The following is a 13,967-nucleotide window of genomic DNA, read 5'->3' as shown; positions in this document are numbered from 1 at the left end:
CGTGGCCCTCATCGTCCTCGCCGCCGACAAGGGGGCGCCCGGAGTCACCACCGCGGCGACCGCGCTCGGAGCCGTGTGGCCGCGTCCCGTGCTGCTGGCCGAGTGCGACCCGTCCGGCGGCGACCTCGCCTACCGGCTCCCGGGCGCCGACGGGGGAATGCTCAACCCCGGCAGGGGGCTGCTCAGCCTCGGCGCCGTCGCCCGGCGCGGCCTGCGGCCCGAGCAGATCCACGAGCACAGCCAGAAGCTCGTGGGCGGCCTCGACGTGCTGCTCGGCCTGGTCAACGGCGAGCAGGCGGCGGGTCTCACCTGGCTGTGGGGGCCGCTCGGCCGGACGCTCGCCGCGCTGCCCGAGGCCGACGTGCTCGCCGACTGCGGCAGGCTCGGCCAGCATCCCCAGATCAACGACCTCCTCGCCGAGGCGGACCAGGTGGTCCTCTTCACCCGGCCCAGCCTCGATCACGTGGCCCACTTACGGGAGCGGCTGAGCCTGCTCAACCGGCGGGTGGGCGTGGTGGTCATCGCCGACCCCCGGTCGTACCGGTCCTCGCTGGACGAGGTCAGGCGGATCGTCGCGGGCTGGGACGTGGCGTTCGTGGGCGGCCTGGCGCACGATCCGAAGGGCGCGGAGCTGCTGCGCGGCCAGTGGGGCGGCCGGCTCGACCGCAGCCTGCTGATCAGGACGGCGCGTGAGCTGGCCGGCCGGCTGGCCGCACAGGTGACCGGCACCGCGGCGGGTGACGCCGCCGGACACACGGCAGGACACACGGCCGGAGACGCGGCGGGCGACCGGACCGGGCCCGTCCGCCGGCCGCAGGAACCGTCGAGCGGGGTGCGGCCGTGAACGCCCAGCGGAGGCCGATCGACCACGGCCTGGTGAAACGGTTCCGGCAGGAGGTCGGCGATCGGCTGGCCCACCAGCGCAGGCTCGACCAGGCGTCCGGCGTGCCGCCGATGACGGGCGAGGACGAACGGCAGTTCGCCCGCGCGCTGATCGCCCAGGTCCTGGAGGAGTTCGCGCGCGGCGAGATCGGGCTGGGCCGCACCCCGCCCACGGCCGAGGAGGAGGAGGCGCTCGCGGCGGGCATCCACGCCGCGCTCTTCGGCGTGGGCCGCCTCCAGCCGCTGCTCGACGACACCGAGGTCGAGAACATCGACATCAACGGCTGCGACCGCGTCTTCGTCAGCTACGCGGACGGCCAGGAGCTCATGCACGATCCCGTGGCCGAGTCGGACGAGGAGCTCATCGAGCTGATCCAGATCCTCGCCGCCTACTCGGGCCTGTCGTCGCGCCCGTTCGACACCGCCAACCCCCAGCTCGACCTGCGCCTGCCGGACGGCTCCCGGCTGTCGGCCGTCATGGACGTCACCGTCCGCCCCGCCGTCTCGATCCGCCGCGCCCGGCTCGGCAAGGTCTTCCTCACCGACCTGATCGGCAACGGCACCCTCACGCCCGACCTCGGCCGGTTCCTTTCGGCGGCCGTGGCGGCGCGCAAGAACATCATGATCGCGGGATCGACCAACGCCGGGAAGACCACCCTGCTGCGGGCCCTGGCCAACGAGATCCCTCCGACCGAGCGGCTCATCACCGTCGAACGCGCCCTGGAGCTCGGGCTCGACCAGTTCGCCGAGCTGCATCCCAACGTCGTGGCCTTCGAGCAGCGCCTGCCCAACTCCGAGGGGCAGGGCGAGATCTCCATGGCGGAGCTGGTGCGCCGCTCGCTGCGGATGAACCCGTCCCGCGTGATCGTCGGCGAGGTGCTCGGCGACGAGATCGTCACCATGCTGAACGCGATGACGCAGGGCAACGACGGGTCGCTGTCGACCATCCACGCCAACTCCAGCATGGAGGTCTTCAACCGCATCGCCACCTACGCCCTGCAGGCGGAGGAACGGCTGCCGATCGAGGCCACCCACATGCTGATCGCGGGGGCCATCGACTTCGTCGTCTTCGTCGAGAAGCGCAACGACTACCACCGCGGCGGCACCCTGCGCCGCTTCGTGTCCAGCGTGCGCGAGGTCACCGGCTGCGACGGGCGCGTGCTGTCGTCGGAGGTGTTCGTCCAGGCGGGCGACCGCGCCGTGCCGCACGCGCCGATCTCCTGCATCGAGGAGCTCGCCGCGTACGGCTACGACCCGGCGCCGGGGGCGTGGCGATGAGCGCCCCGCCCCGCGTCGCCGCCGGTCCGGGGAGGTCGTGAATGCCGCTCCCCCCTGGAACGATCGACCCGCTCGTGCTGCTGTCCGGCGCCGCCGTCGGTGGCGGCCTGTTCGCGTTCGGCCTGGCCCTGTACGGCCTGCCGCAGCGCCCCGCCGGTCCTGACGGCACCGCCAGGCGCAGACGACTGCTGCGCACCCTGTCGACCAGGTCGGCCGTGGCCGCCGTCACCGGGGTGGTCGTGCTGGCGGTCACGGGCTGGCCCGTCATCGCGGTGGGATCGGTGCTGCTTGTCCTTGCCTGGCGCGGTCTCACCGGCGGGGCCGCCGAGGAGCGGGCCGCGATGCGGCGGCTGGAGGGGCTCGCCGCGTGGACGGAGTCGCTGCGCGACACGATCGCCGGCGCGGCCGGGCTGGAACAGGCCATCCCGTCGTCGATCCGGGCAGCCGCCCCCATGCTCAGACCGCACCTGCGGGCGCTCGTCGACCGGCTGCACACGCGGATGCCGCTGGCGGACGCCCTGCGCATGTTCGCCGACGAGCTCGACGACACCTCGGCCGACCTGGTGGTGGCCGCGCTCATCCTCAACTCGCGGCTGCGCGGGCCCGGCCTGCGCGACGTGCTGTCCGCCCTCGCCGTTTCGGCCCGCGAGGAGCTCGACATGCGGCGACGGGTGGAGGCCGAGCGCAGGTCGACCCGCAAGAGCGTGCAGATCGTCGTCGGCACCGCCCTCACGTTCGCCGGTCTCCTGGTCGTGTTCAACCGCTCGTACGTCGAGGAGTACGACTCGCTGCTCGGCCAGGCCGTGCTGGTGGTGGTCGCGGGGCTGTTCGGCGCGGGCTTCGCCTGGATGCGGCGGCTCGCCCGGTTCGACAAACCGGCCCGCATCCTCGCGCCCTACCACCGCCCGGCCGGGACTCCCGGCCCCGCCGACGCGTCCACGACGGCACACACGACGGCTCACACCCCGGCTTCCAATACGGCCGCCGCCGCACGAGTCGGGGAGGAGGGCAGATGATCTACGAGGTGCTCGCGGGGAGCGTCCTCGGCATGGGGGTCTTCCTCCTGCTCCGGGCGTTGTTCCCGCCACGGCCCGGCCTGCTCGCCCGGCTGGCCGCGCTCGACCTCGCCAGGGACGGCGCCGACGCGCCAAGGGCGCCCCTGATCGCGCCCGAGGAGCACGTCAGTCCCTTCCGGCAGCGGCTCGGCCTCCGGGTGGCCGCGTTCTACGCGGCCCGCGGCTGGGAGGCCGGCTCACTGCGGGCCGACCTCGCCCTGCTGGGCAAGTCGTTCGAGGGATTCCTGGCGACGAAGGCGCTGCTGGCCACCTCGGGGCTGCTGGCCTTCCCCATCCTGGTCGCCTGGCTCGCGCTGATGGGCTGGGGCGTCTCCGTTCAGGTGCCGCTCTGGTCGTCTCTCGTCGTCTGCGTGGTCTTCTTCCTCCTGCCCGATCTGCAGATCAGGCGCGACGCGGCGGTGCGGCGCCGCGACTTCCGGCACGCCGTCGGCGCCTTCCTCGACCTCGTGGCCATGAACCTGGCCGGCGGCCGGGGCGTCCCCGAGGCGCTGCTGATGGCCGTATCGGTGGGCGGCCCCGGCGCGCCGGTCAACGGTTCCGGCCCGCCGGCCGGGTCCAACTGGGCGATGGAGCGCATCCGCGAGGCACTCGCGAACGCGCGCATCGTCGGCATCACGCCCTGGCAGGCCCTGGGCCAGCTCGGCGACGAGATCAACGTCGACGAGCTGCGCGACCTGTCGGCGGCCCTCGGTCTCGTCGCCGACGACGGGGCCAAGATCCGGGCGTCGCTCACCGCCCGGGCGGCCACCCTCCGCCGCCGCGAGCTCGCCGAGGTCGAGGGCAAGGCGGGGGAGCGGTCCCAGTCGATGCTGGTCGCGCAGCTCCTGCTGTGCGCGGGCTTCGTGATCTTCCTCAGTTATCCGGCAGCCATGAAGATGTTGGGGTCCTGATGCTCTGGTTCGACTACCTGGTCGCCGTCCTCTACGTCCGGATCGACCGTGCCAGGAACGCTCCCTCGCGCGGCGCCTCGGCCGTCGAATGGGTGATCATCACAGCGATCATCGCCGGAGTCGCACTCGGGCTCGCGACGCTCATCAAAACCCTCGTCACGCAGAAGCAGAGCGAGATCCAGTCCAACTTCGGCGGCGGTGGTGGAGGGGCCGGTGGCGCCGGTGGTGCGGGCGACGGCGGCGGCCTGGGCGGCGGCGGGGACCAGTGACACCGGTCGCCGTCGCCCCGCCCCGCCGGCGGCCGGCCGGTGCCCGGCCCTCCGCCGCCGGGTCCGGCCGGCGCGGCGACCGCGGCGCCACCGTCATCGAGCTGGCCATGCTCATGCCGGTCGTGCTGGCGATCGTGCTGCTGATCGTCCAGGTGACGCTCTGGTTCCACGGCCGTCAGGTGGCCGACGCCGCCGCGCGGGAGGGGGCCCGAGTGGCCCGCGCCGCCGGGGAGTCGGGCGACTGGCAGGGCGCCGCGGAGTCGAAGGCACAGCAGATCATCCAGGCGGTCGGCCCCGAACTGCTGCAGAACGCCAAGGCCACGGCATGGGAGAGCGACGGCCGGCGCGGCGTCGAGATCACCGGGAGCGCCGTGCAGGTGGTGCCGCTGCTGCCGTCGATGACCTTCACGATCACCGCGCGTTTCGGCGGCCCCGTGGAGTGCTTCCGGCCGGACGTCGGCGACGGGGAGGACTGCGAGTGATCCGTCCCAGCCGGCTCCGTACCCCGTCCCGGCGGGCTCCGCGCCGGACGGCTTCCCCGGGCGACCGCGGCTCGATGACGGCCGAGACGGTCATGCTCGCCCCGGTCTTCCTGCTGTTCCTGATGTTCCTCGTGGGCGCCGGCCGCATCGTGGAGGCGCAGGGAGAGGTGAACGGCGCCGCCAGGGACGCGGCCAGGGCCGCGTCCATCGAGCGGACCCTGCCGGACGCCGAGGCCGCCGCCACCGAGGCCGCGCAGGACGCGCTGTCGAGCGAGTGCGCGCCCCAGACCAGTACGGCCGGCTCCAAATGGGAGGCCGGCGGTTACGTCAAGGCCACCGTGACCTGCGACCTCGACCTCGGGTTCCTGGGCTTCGGCGGGGCCAAGACGATGTCGGGCAGCGCGGTCGTGCCCCTGGAGCAGTTACGCCGGATCGTCCAGGAGTCGGGAGGCGGCCAATGACCACGTCGCCGATCCTCGGACGCGCCGCCGGGCGGCCCGGACGCCGGGGCGAACATCGGGCCGACACCGGCTCGATGTCCGTCTTCGTGGTGCTCTTCTCGGGCGTGGTGTTCCTGCTGGCCGGGCTGCTGGTGGACGGCGGCGCCGCGATCAACGCCAGGCTCAAGGCCGCCGACATCGCCGAGCAGGCCGCGCGGGCCGCGGCCGACCAGATCGACACGGAGGTGCTGCGGGCGACCGGCCAGGTGCGGCCGATGACCGGCGGCGGGTCCTGCGACCGCGCTCAGGAGATCGTCCAAGCGCAGGAGGTGGAGGGCGCGCGGATGACGTCGTGCGATCCCGGGAACGCCGACGTGACGGTCGGCGTCGCCGTCCGCTGGAACGCCTTCTTCCTGGCCGTTCTCGGCTTCGGCGGGTCGGAGATGACGGCCACGGCCACCGCCGCACCGGACGCGGGGGACGCGTGAGCCGCGACCCGGGGCGGTCGCGCCCCGGCACCCCGATCCCGTCCGACGGCGGCCGGCCGCCGGAGCGGTGGCGGGAGCCACTGCCCGCCCGGGTCCGGCCCAAGCGGTCGGCCGGCGACGTCTTCGCCGGGATCGGGGCGCTGATCGCGCTGGTCGGCCTCGTCGGTGGCGTGCCGTACGCGCTGATCCGGCTGGCCGGGCCGCCCCTGAGCGGCGACCTGCTCAACTCCGGCGTGTTCACCAGCCGGGTCGGGCCGGAGACGATCGTCTCGATACTGGTGCTGCTCGTCTGGCTGGCCTGGCTCCAGCTGTTCCTCTGCGTGGTGGTCGAGGTCTACGCGGGTCTGCGCCGGGTGGGCATGCCCGCGCGCGTCCCGCTCTCCGGCGGCACCCAGGCCCTGGCGAACCGGCTGGTCTCCGCCGTGCTGCTGCTGTTCACCGCGGCCGCGGTGGCGGTGCCGCTCGTCCGGGCCGGCGCTCCGGCGCCGATCCGGCCGCAGGTCGCCGCCCTGTCGGCTCCCGTCGCGACGGAGACGGACCGGCCGTCCCTGCACGCGCGTGAGGTCAAGAAGGTCTACGTGGTGCAGCCGCCCCACGGCCGTCACCACGAGAGCCTGTGGGAGATCGCCGAGAAGTGCCTGGGCGACGGGCGGCGCTATCCCGAGATCTACCGGCTGAACCAGCACAAGGAACAGCCCGACGGCAGCCGCCTGCACATGGCCGACCTCATCCGCCCCGGATGGGTGCTGGACATGCCGGACGACGCCAGGAACGTCCACGTCGTCCCCGTCGAGGAGGGGCGTCCCGAGATCCTTTCGGAGCACCGCGGCGCGCCCGCCGAGCTGGACGGCGGCACCCACCTGGACGGGTCACACCACGACGGCCCCCGGGCGGACCACCCAGGCGGCGGTGCTGGCGGCGGTGCTGGCGGCGGCGCGACGGCCGGGCCGGGCGCCCGGCCCGGCACGGCGCCCGATCCCGGGGACATCTCGCTGCCCGACTCCGGGGCACCGCCCGCCGATGAGCGCGCGCTCGAGCCCACACAGGGGCCTACAGGGCGTCCGGCGCACGATCGGGCCCACGACGCCGAGCAGGGGCCTGGGCAGGGATCCGGGCGGGGACGGCACGCCGGGCCCCCCGCCGAGCCGGTCTCGCCGGCTGTCTCACCACCTGTCTCGCGGCCGGTCTCCCCGCCTCTCGCTCCGTCCGAGCGGACGGCCACTCCGGCGATGACCACCCAGGCGCAGGACCACGAGGCCGGGGCGGGCCTCCTCGACTACCTGGCCGGCGCCACCCTCGCCTCGGCCGGACTGCTCGCCCTGCTCGGCCGCCGGCGGCGCGAGCAGCTTTGGCGGCGGGCGTTCGGCCGGCGGATCGCCCGCCCACGGGGCGACGCGGCGCAGGCCGAGGTGGCGATCCGCCTGGGCGCGGACGCTCCCGGCAGCCGGATGCTCGATCTCGGCCTGCGGCTGCTGGCCATGAGGCTGACCGAGCGCGGCGCGCGCCTGCCGACCGTCTACGCCGCGCACCTGTCCGAGCAGGGCCTCGACCTGTGGGTCCACCCGCCGGACGAGAACGTCCCCGAGCCCTGGGAGGCGTGGGACGACGGCCAGCTCTGGCGGCTGCCCGCCCACGAGGGCCGCCGGATCGACGAGCACGACCTGGCCGGGGTCCCCGCGCCGTACCCGGGCCTGGTGTCGCTGGGCAGCGCGCGGGGCGGGCGGGTGCTGGTCGACCTGGAGGCAGCGCACGGCGTGATCGGCATGACCGGCACGCAGCCGGTCGCCGCGCTGTCGGCCCTGGCGGTCGAGCTGGCCACGAACCGCTGGTCGGATGACATGTGGATCACCCTCGTCGGCTTCGGCGACGAGCTGGCGCTGCTCGCCCCCGAGCGGATCACGGTGGCCGGCAGCCTGGCGGAGGCGCTGCCCGAGTTCGAGGAGCGCGCCCGGCAGGCCCCGGGCGACGACGTCCTCACCGGGCGGGTCCACGGCCGGGTGGCCGACCCCGCGTACACGCCGCACTTCCTGCTGTCGGCGATCCAGCCGGACGCGGACGAGGCGCGGCGCCTGGCCCTGCTCGGCAAGGGCAGGCGGACGGCGAGCGGGTTCGTGATCGCGGGCCCGCCGCACGCCACCTGGACATGGGAGATCGGCGAGGACGGACACGCCCGCCTCGACTCCCTCGGCTTCGACGTCGAGGCCCACCTGCTGCCGCGCCGCCACTACAACGCCGTGATCAATCTGTTCCGCACGGCGGGATCGGCCGAGGGCGAGCCGCTCACCCCGGTCGAGCCCCTGCCGGACGAGCCGCCGTCGATCGAGGTGGGCGTCCTCGGGCCGATCGAGATCACCCCGGTGGCCCCGCTGGAGGAGGGCCGGGCCGCGCTCGCCCACGAGCTGGTCGTCTACCTGGCCACCCACCCGGAGGGCGTCCATCCCGTCGTGCTCGGAGGCGTGCTGTGGCCGCGCGGCGTCCAGGCGGCGGTGCGCGACGCCACGATCGGCCGGGTCGCCGAATGGCTGGGCGCCGATCCCGAGGGCCGTCCCCACCTTCTCGTGGACGGCGACGGCCGGCTGCGGCTCGGCCCCGGGATCCGTACCGACTGGCGGCTGTTCCAGGAGCTGGTCCGCCGCGCGGCGGCGGACCGGGGCACCGAGACCGAGGCCGACCTGCTCGACCGGGCGCTGCGGCTGGTGCGCGGGCCGCTGCTCACGGGCCGGCCGCCCCACAGGTACGCATGGCTCGCGGCCGATCCCCTGGAGTACGACGTGACGGCGTGGGTCGCGGACGCGGCGCACGCCCTGTGCGAGATCCGGCTGGCGCGCTCCGACCCGCACGGGGCGGTCGCCGCGGCGCGGGCCGGGCTGCTGCTCGCGGCCGACGACGAGGGGCTGTGGCGCGATCTGCTCCGCGCGGCCCACGCCACCGGCGACCCGGCCCGGCTCCGCGCCGTAGTCGACGGCCTGCGCCGCCGGGCCGCCTCCCATCCGTACGGCGGCGGCATGGCGCCGGAGACGGAGGCGCTCATGGACGAGCTGCTGCCCGACTGGCGCCAGGCCGACTCACCCGACCTGAGAACCTCTCGTCTCGCCTGATCGGAGGGGCCGATGCGTGACACAGCCAGGGCGGCGGCCACTGCGGCGATCACCATGGTCGCCGTCGCGGCCTGTACGGCGCTGGCCGCCGCGTGCTCCACCGCTCCGGAGCGCGAGTTCACCCCCGCCGGCGCGGCGGCCGGTGACAGGGCCGGTGGCGCGGCAGGAGAGGCGGCGGCCGCGCCGGTACCGACCGTCGCGACGACCACGGTGGCGCCGGGGCTGCGGGTGCAGGTCGAGTGGCCGGCGGTGCCCGAGCCGGGCCAGGCCGCGATCATCAAGGCGTTCGGCGACGTCTACACCCGTCAGTGGCGCGCCGTCGGCACCCTCGGCGCTGACACGTCCTACCTGGACGGCGTGGAGGAACCGGCCAGCCGGGACGCCTACACCTGGGTCAACGGCTTCGTCGGCGAGGGCCTGTCGGCGCGCGGCGTCGCCCGGCTCTACGCCCTGCGGGTGGCCTCGGTGAGCGGGCCGGGAGCGGAGGTCGACGGCTGCGTCGACGAGTCGGGGGTCCGGGTCACCGACGAGAAGGGGACGCCGGTCGCCCGTCAGCCCGACTGGACGAAGCCCCCGAAATCCACCTACTTCCAGGCCGCCGGAGTGCGGCGGGGCGACGACGGCACCTGGCGGGTGAAGCTGTTGCGGCACGCCGCCTATCCCGACGAGCGCGCGAAGGAGTGCGTCCGATGAACACGCATGGGTCAGCGCCCCGGCCGCGACGGCCGCGGGCCCGCCGCCGTTCGAGCCTGGCACCGGTCGCCCTGGCGGGCGGGCTGGTGGCGGGCGGGCTGCTGTCCGTCGCGGCGGCGCCCAACCCGGGCGGGCCGCAGGGCGAGGGATTCCAGTACGGCCGCACCGTCGGGGTGCGGCTGCAGAACTCCTCCATCGTCGTTTCGGGCAGCGGAGTCGGGGCGAAGAGCGACGGCTACCGGGTCAAACGGCCCTGCTGGTATGAGCCGGGCAAGTCCGCGGAGGACATGCTCAAAAGCCAGCAGGACGTACGGGCCTGGTGGTTCCACGTGAACCCCGGCAAGACCGAAGAGGACTACCAGAAGTCCATCAAACAGTTCGAGGACAAGGTCGGCGAGCAGGGCCGGTGGTGGACGCCCGCCTACAACGCGGCCGATCCGAACGGCATGTCGTGCTGGACCGGCCTGCAGGGAGCCGTCTGGGTGCCGCAGGGGCAGACCCCGCCCGCCGGGATCACCATGCAGGAGCTCATGGACATCGCCCGGGCCGCGCTGACCGTGCCGGAGCCCACGATCAAGCTGAGCCCGGACGCCAAGAGCTACGTCAATCTCCCGACCTGGGTCTGGCTGGAGGGCGTCGGGGCGACCACCCGCTCGGTCACCGCCACCCTGCCGGGGGTCATGTCGGCGACGGTGACCGCGACGCTCGGCAGCATCAAGATCGATCCTGGCACCAAGGACGACACCAGGGCCGAGGTACGCACAAACTGCGGCACCACCGGCCATCCGTACGTCAAGGGCAGCACGGACTTCCAGTGCGGGGTCAAATACCTGCGCTCCTCCGCCGATCTGCAGCCGCCGGTCTATCACCTCACGGTGACGACCGTGTGGCCGGTGACCGGCCAGGGAAACAACCTCGGCGGAGGGGCGGTCGCGCCCTTCGTCTACGACCCCAACTACGCGCCGGTGCAGGCCTCGGCGACCAGGGACGTCCCGGTCGGGGAGGTGCAGAGCGTCGTCCAGCCGTGATCAGGCCCCGCGTCAGGCATGCGACTCGTGGGCGAGCAGCCACTCCTTGACGGGCGTGCCGTAGTAGTAACCGCCGTAGCCTCCCGACGACGGCAGCACGCGGTGGCACGGCACGAACGGCGCGATCAGGTTCTGCGCGCAGGCCGACCCCGCGGCGCGGGCCGCCGTCCGCGGCAGGCCGGCCTTCTCGGCCAGGTCGCCGTACGACACGGTGGTCCCGGCGGGCACGCCGCGCAGCGCCTCGTAGAGCCGATGCCGGGTCGGGGTGCCCGGCTGCTCGACGGGCACGCGGTCGAGCGCGTCCACCCGGCCGTCGAGATACTCCTCCACGGCGTGGGCGGCGTCTCCCACGTCGCCCTCGCGCAGCGGCAGGGCGCGCTGCGCGGGCGAGAGCCGTACGAACATGTCCCGGGGGTCGGCGGTGAAACCGGCGGCGACGAGGACGCCGTCACGGGTGAGCAGGGCGAGCGGGCCCACCGGGGTGGGCAGCACCTGAGAAACGATCATTCCGGGCGCGGCCACGAGGCCGCTACCTCCCTTGACGGTGATTGCGGACGGGGTCAGCGGTGCGATCGGCGCTCGCGCTCCACAGATGGAGGGCGGCGTAGGCGCGCCACGGCCGCCACCCTTCCGCTTCCCGTGGCGCGATGCCGAGATCGGCCATCGTCTTGTCGAGCACGAGGTCGTTGTCGGGCCAGGCGTCGGGGTCGCGCAGGGACCGCAGCGCGATGTATCCGGCGGTCCAGGGGCCGATGCCGGGCAGGTCGAGCAGCTTCGCCCGGGTGTCGGCCGGATCTTCGGCCCCGTCGAGGTCGAGCCGGCCGTCCGCCACGGCCTCGGCCAGGGCCCTGATCGTGGCCGTGCGGCGGCCGGTCAGGCCCAGCCCGGTGAGGTCGGCCCCGGCCAGCCGGTCGGCCGGGGGGAAGAGTGTGCCGACCTCGGGCACAGCGTCACCGGCCTGGGGTTCGCCGCTCTGGGGTTCGCCGGTCTGGGGCCGGTCCGTCCCGGACTCTTCGGGCAGGTCGCGGACCGGCACGCCGGTCCTTGCGGTGATCCGGCCGAGGAGGGTGCGGGCCCCGGCCACCGAGATCTGCTGTCCGACGACGGCCCGCACCGCCATCTCCAGCCCGTCGAACGCGCCCGGCACCCGCAGGCCCGGACGGGCCTCGACCAGGGGGGCCAGCGCGGTCGAGCCGAGCGCCGACGTGATCGCCTCGGGATCGGCGTCCAGGTCGAGCAGGCGGCGGCAGCGGGACACGATCCGCGACAGCTGCCGGGTCTGGTCGGTGCGCACGGTGAGCCGGATGTGGTCGCGAGCCGGGGCGAGGGTGATCCATCCGCCGGGGACGGCCCGGCTGTAGCCCGCCACCTCCGGGGTGGGCCCGGCCGTCCAGGTGACGGCCTCCACCCCGGGGATCGCCCGCGCCGCGAGGAACCGCAGCACCGACTGGGCGTCGTACGGGCGGCGGTACGCCAGCCGGAGGACCAGCGGCGTCAGCACCGCGGGCGGTTCCGTCGTGGCGAGCGGGCCGACCGCCTTGCGCAGATCACTCGGCGCGAAGCGGTACGACTCCTTCATGGCCGCGTTGAACTGCCGGACGCTGCCGAACCCGGCGGCGAAGGCCACGTCGGCCATCGGCAGCGACGTCTCGGTGAGCAGCCGCTTGGCCAGCAGCAGCCGACGGGTGCGGGCGACGGCGAGCGGCCCGGTGCCCAGTTCGGCGACGAACAGCCGGTGCAGGTGCCGCTCGGTGACGTGCAGCCGCCGGGCCAGGCCCGCGACGCCGCCGTCGTCGGCGACACCGTCGTCGATCAGCCGCAGCGCGCGTCCCACGAGATCGGCGCGGACGTTCCAGCCGGGGTCGCCGGGGCTGACCTCGGGACGGCAGCGGCGGCAGGGCCGGAACCCGGCGGCCTCGGCGGCGGCGGCGTACCGGTAGAAGCTGACGTTGGTCCGGGCGGGGGTGCGGGCCGGGCAGATGGGGCGGCAGTAGATGCCGGTCGTGCTGACGGCCGTGTAGAACCGTCCGTCGAAGCGGGGGTCACGCGCGCTGACGGCGAGGTAGCAGGCGTCGAAGTCGAGCTCTCGTGTCGTCACGCGTTCGATGCTAGGCACACGTCGTGGCGGTGGACACGCGGAAATCGGACCTCGCTGCCCGGCCCGCCGGACAGGCTCTCAGCCCGTCCGGCGGGCGAGGCGGCTCACTTGCTGGAGATGCCGACACCGAGGTCGAACTCGCGGTAGACCCTGGCCCAGAAGCCGTCCCGCAGCCAGACGCGGGCCTCCGGGTAGGGGCGGAGCGAGTGCCCCAGCTCCTTCTCGGCCTCGATGAGCAGCTCGGTGTCGATCACGGTGGGCAGGATCGGGCCGGGCAGCAGGTCACGGATGTTGTCCCGGCCGCGGGTCAGTATCCATTTCTGCGCGACGTGTTCCCCGACCTCCTCGACGCGCGGGCGTCCGGGGCCGAGCTTGGTGACCTGCCCGACCGGAGCCCTCGGCGGCACCGGCTTGACCGTGCGGCCGGCGAAGACCTGGGCGGGCGACGGCGCGGGCGGCACGGGCACCGGCACGGGCGCCTTGGCGAAGAAGGGGCGCAGGAAGTCGGCGGAGAGGATCTCGACGGTGTCCGACTCCCACACGAGCCGCTCCGCCTGGTTGGTCCCGAACGGCGGCTCGACCCCCCACAGGTGGATCCGCACGCCGTACGCCTGGGCGGCCTCGACGGCGGGCACCATGTCCTCGTCTCCGGCGATCAGCACGGTGTCATGCACGGCGTGATGGCGGGCCAGCGCCTCCAGATCGCTGCGGATCTGCGCGTCCACGCCCTTCTGCTGTCCCCGCGCGTTGAGGTTGCCAAGGCGCACCTTGACCCAGGGGAGCTGGGCGATGACCCGCTGGTCCACGGTCGGGACCCGGTCGCGGGCGGCGTCGTACCAGTAGATGCGGAGCAGTTCGCCGGGGATGCGCTCGAGCGCGTGCTTCTGGAGTGCCTGGATCAGCTCGTCGGCGGAGACCCGGTACTCCTTGCGCTCCTTCGCGCCTAAGAGCACCTCACCGGCCGCCGCGTACAGGTAACCCACGTCCACAAGGACGGCATACTTCGCGGCAATGCCGTGTGCGCTGAAGTCCGGGATGGCCATGGTGTCCTCCAGGACTCGTCACTAGATGATCGGCTGACTGTATTCCCCCGCTTTCTAGATAGTCCCAACTCTAGAGCCCGTTGACACCCTGTTCCGCTGATGTAATCGCACCGTGGTCGCCCGCCGGTCGCCCGTCGATCACCCTCACTCGCCCGTCGGTCGTCCGTCCCCGTTCGTGTGCCCGTCAGCCCGCGCCGGAAAC

Annotated in this window: 14 protein-coding genes; 11 read left to right on the top strand and 3 right to left on the bottom strand. The window is 74.0% G+C overall.

Annotated elements, in window-relative coordinates; genetic code table 11:
* Position 1 precedes the first annotated feature (1 nt).
* Genes JOL79_RS12980 through JOL79_RS12930 form a run of 11 tightly spaced genes read left to right on the top strand, consistent with a single transcriptional unit; the run spans position 2 to position 10,624 of the window.
* Positions 2–844, top strand: coding sequence for a CpaE/TadZ family protein (locus JOL79_RS12980; RefSeq protein ID WP_230984723.1), 843 nt, complete (start codon positions 2–4; stop codon positions 842–844).
* The gene (locus JOL79_RS12975; RefSeq protein WP_307848509.1) at positions 841–2,160 is read left to right on the top strand and encodes a TadA family conjugal transfer-associated ATPase; all 1,320 of its coding nucleotides are present in this window, start codon (positions 841–843) and stop codon (positions 2,158–2,160) included. The genes JOL79_RS12980 and JOL79_RS12975 overlap by 4 nt, the downstream gene beginning before the upstream one ends.
* 41 nt (positions 2,161–2,201) lie before the next feature.
* Positions 2,202–3,176, top strand: coding sequence for a type II secretion system F family protein (locus JOL79_RS12970; protein ID WP_210156035.1), 975 nt, complete (start codon positions 2,202–2,204; stop codon positions 3,174–3,176).
* Positions 3,173–4,126, top strand: a complete 954-nt coding sequence (locus tag JOL79_RS12965; RefSeq protein ID WP_210156034.1) for a type II secretion system F family protein — start codon at positions 3,173–3,175, stop codon at positions 4,124–4,126. Before JOL79_RS12970 ends, JOL79_RS12965 begins: the two co-directional genes overlap by 4 nt.
* Positions 4,126–4,395 (top strand): hypothetical protein, encoded by a 270-nt coding sequence (locus JOL79_RS12960; protein ID WP_210156033.1) that lies wholly within the window; start codon positions 4,126–4,128, stop codon positions 4,393–4,395. Before JOL79_RS12965 ends, JOL79_RS12960 begins: the two co-directional genes overlap by 1 nt.
* On the top strand, positions 4,392–4,877 hold the full coding sequence (locus tag JOL79_RS12955; protein ID WP_307848508.1) for a TadE/TadG family type IV pilus assembly protein: 486 nt from the start codon (positions 4,392–4,394) through the stop codon (positions 4,875–4,877). The genes JOL79_RS12960 and JOL79_RS12955 overlap by 4 nt, the downstream gene beginning before the upstream one ends.
* Positions 4,874–5,338: a TadE family protein gene (locus JOL79_RS12950; protein ID WP_307848507.1), complete on the top strand. Its 465-nt coding sequence runs from the start codon at positions 4,874–4,876 to the stop codon at positions 5,336–5,338. The genes JOL79_RS12955 and JOL79_RS12950 overlap by 4 nt, the downstream gene beginning before the upstream one ends.
* Positions 5,335–5,805 (top strand): pilus assembly protein TadG-related protein, encoded by a 471-nt coding sequence (locus JOL79_RS12945; RefSeq protein WP_230984722.1) that lies wholly within the window; start codon positions 5,335–5,337, stop codon positions 5,803–5,805. Before JOL79_RS12950 ends, JOL79_RS12945 begins: the two co-directional genes overlap by 4 nt.
* Complete coding sequence (locus JOL79_RS12940; protein WP_230984808.1) at positions 5,802–8,903, top strand: hypothetical protein; 3,102 nt, start codon at positions 5,802–5,804, stop codon at positions 8,901–8,903. The genes JOL79_RS12945 and JOL79_RS12940 overlap by 4 nt, the downstream gene beginning before the upstream one ends.
* A gap of 12 nt (positions 8,904–8,915) precedes the next feature.
* Complete coding sequence (locus tag JOL79_RS12935; RefSeq protein WP_210156032.1) at positions 8,916–9,596, top strand: hypothetical protein; 681 nt, start codon at positions 8,916–8,918, stop codon at positions 9,594–9,596.
* The gene (locus JOL79_RS12930; protein ID WP_230984721.1) at positions 9,593–10,624 is read left to right on the top strand and encodes a hypothetical protein; all 1,032 of its coding nucleotides are present in this window, start codon (positions 9,593–9,595) and stop codon (positions 10,622–10,624) included. The genes JOL79_RS12935 and JOL79_RS12930 overlap by 4 nt, the downstream gene beginning before the upstream one ends.
* Positions 10,625–10,636: 12 nt before the next feature.
* Here JOL79_RS12930 and JOL79_RS12925 read toward each other — a convergent pair whose 3' ends face one another.
* The 3 genes from JOL79_RS12925 to JOL79_RS12915 all read right to left on the bottom strand — a co-directional run bounded on the left by JOL79_RS12925 (position 10,637) and on the right by JOL79_RS12915 (position 13,765).
* Positions 10,637–11,146, bottom strand: coding sequence for a methylated-DNA--[protein]-cysteine S-methyltransferase (locus JOL79_RS12925; RefSeq protein ID WP_307848506.1), 510 nt, complete (start codon positions 11,144–11,146; stop codon positions 10,637–10,639).
* Positions 11,147–11,153: 7 nt separating this feature from the next.
* On the bottom strand, positions 11,154–12,722 hold the full coding sequence (locus JOL79_RS35405; protein ID WP_210156031.1) for a DNA-3-methyladenine glycosylase 2 family protein: 1,569 nt from the start codon (positions 12,720–12,722) through the stop codon (positions 11,154–11,156).
* 104 nt (positions 12,723–12,826) lie between these two features.
* Entirely contained in the window at positions 12,827–13,765 is a 939-nt protein-coding gene (locus tag JOL79_RS12915) for an NYN domain-containing protein (RefSeq protein ID WP_210156030.1), read from the bottom strand.
* Between the last annotated feature and the right edge of the window lie 202 nt (positions 13,766–13,967).

It is taken from the genome of Microbispora oryzae (genome assembly GCF_017896165.1).
Lineage (GTDB): Bacteria > Actinomycetota > Actinomycetes > Streptosporangiales > Streptosporangiaceae > Microbispora > Microbispora oryzae.
The sequence above is the reverse complement of the archived record's forward strand: the minus strand, read 5'-3'. Positions and strand labels throughout refer to the sequence as shown.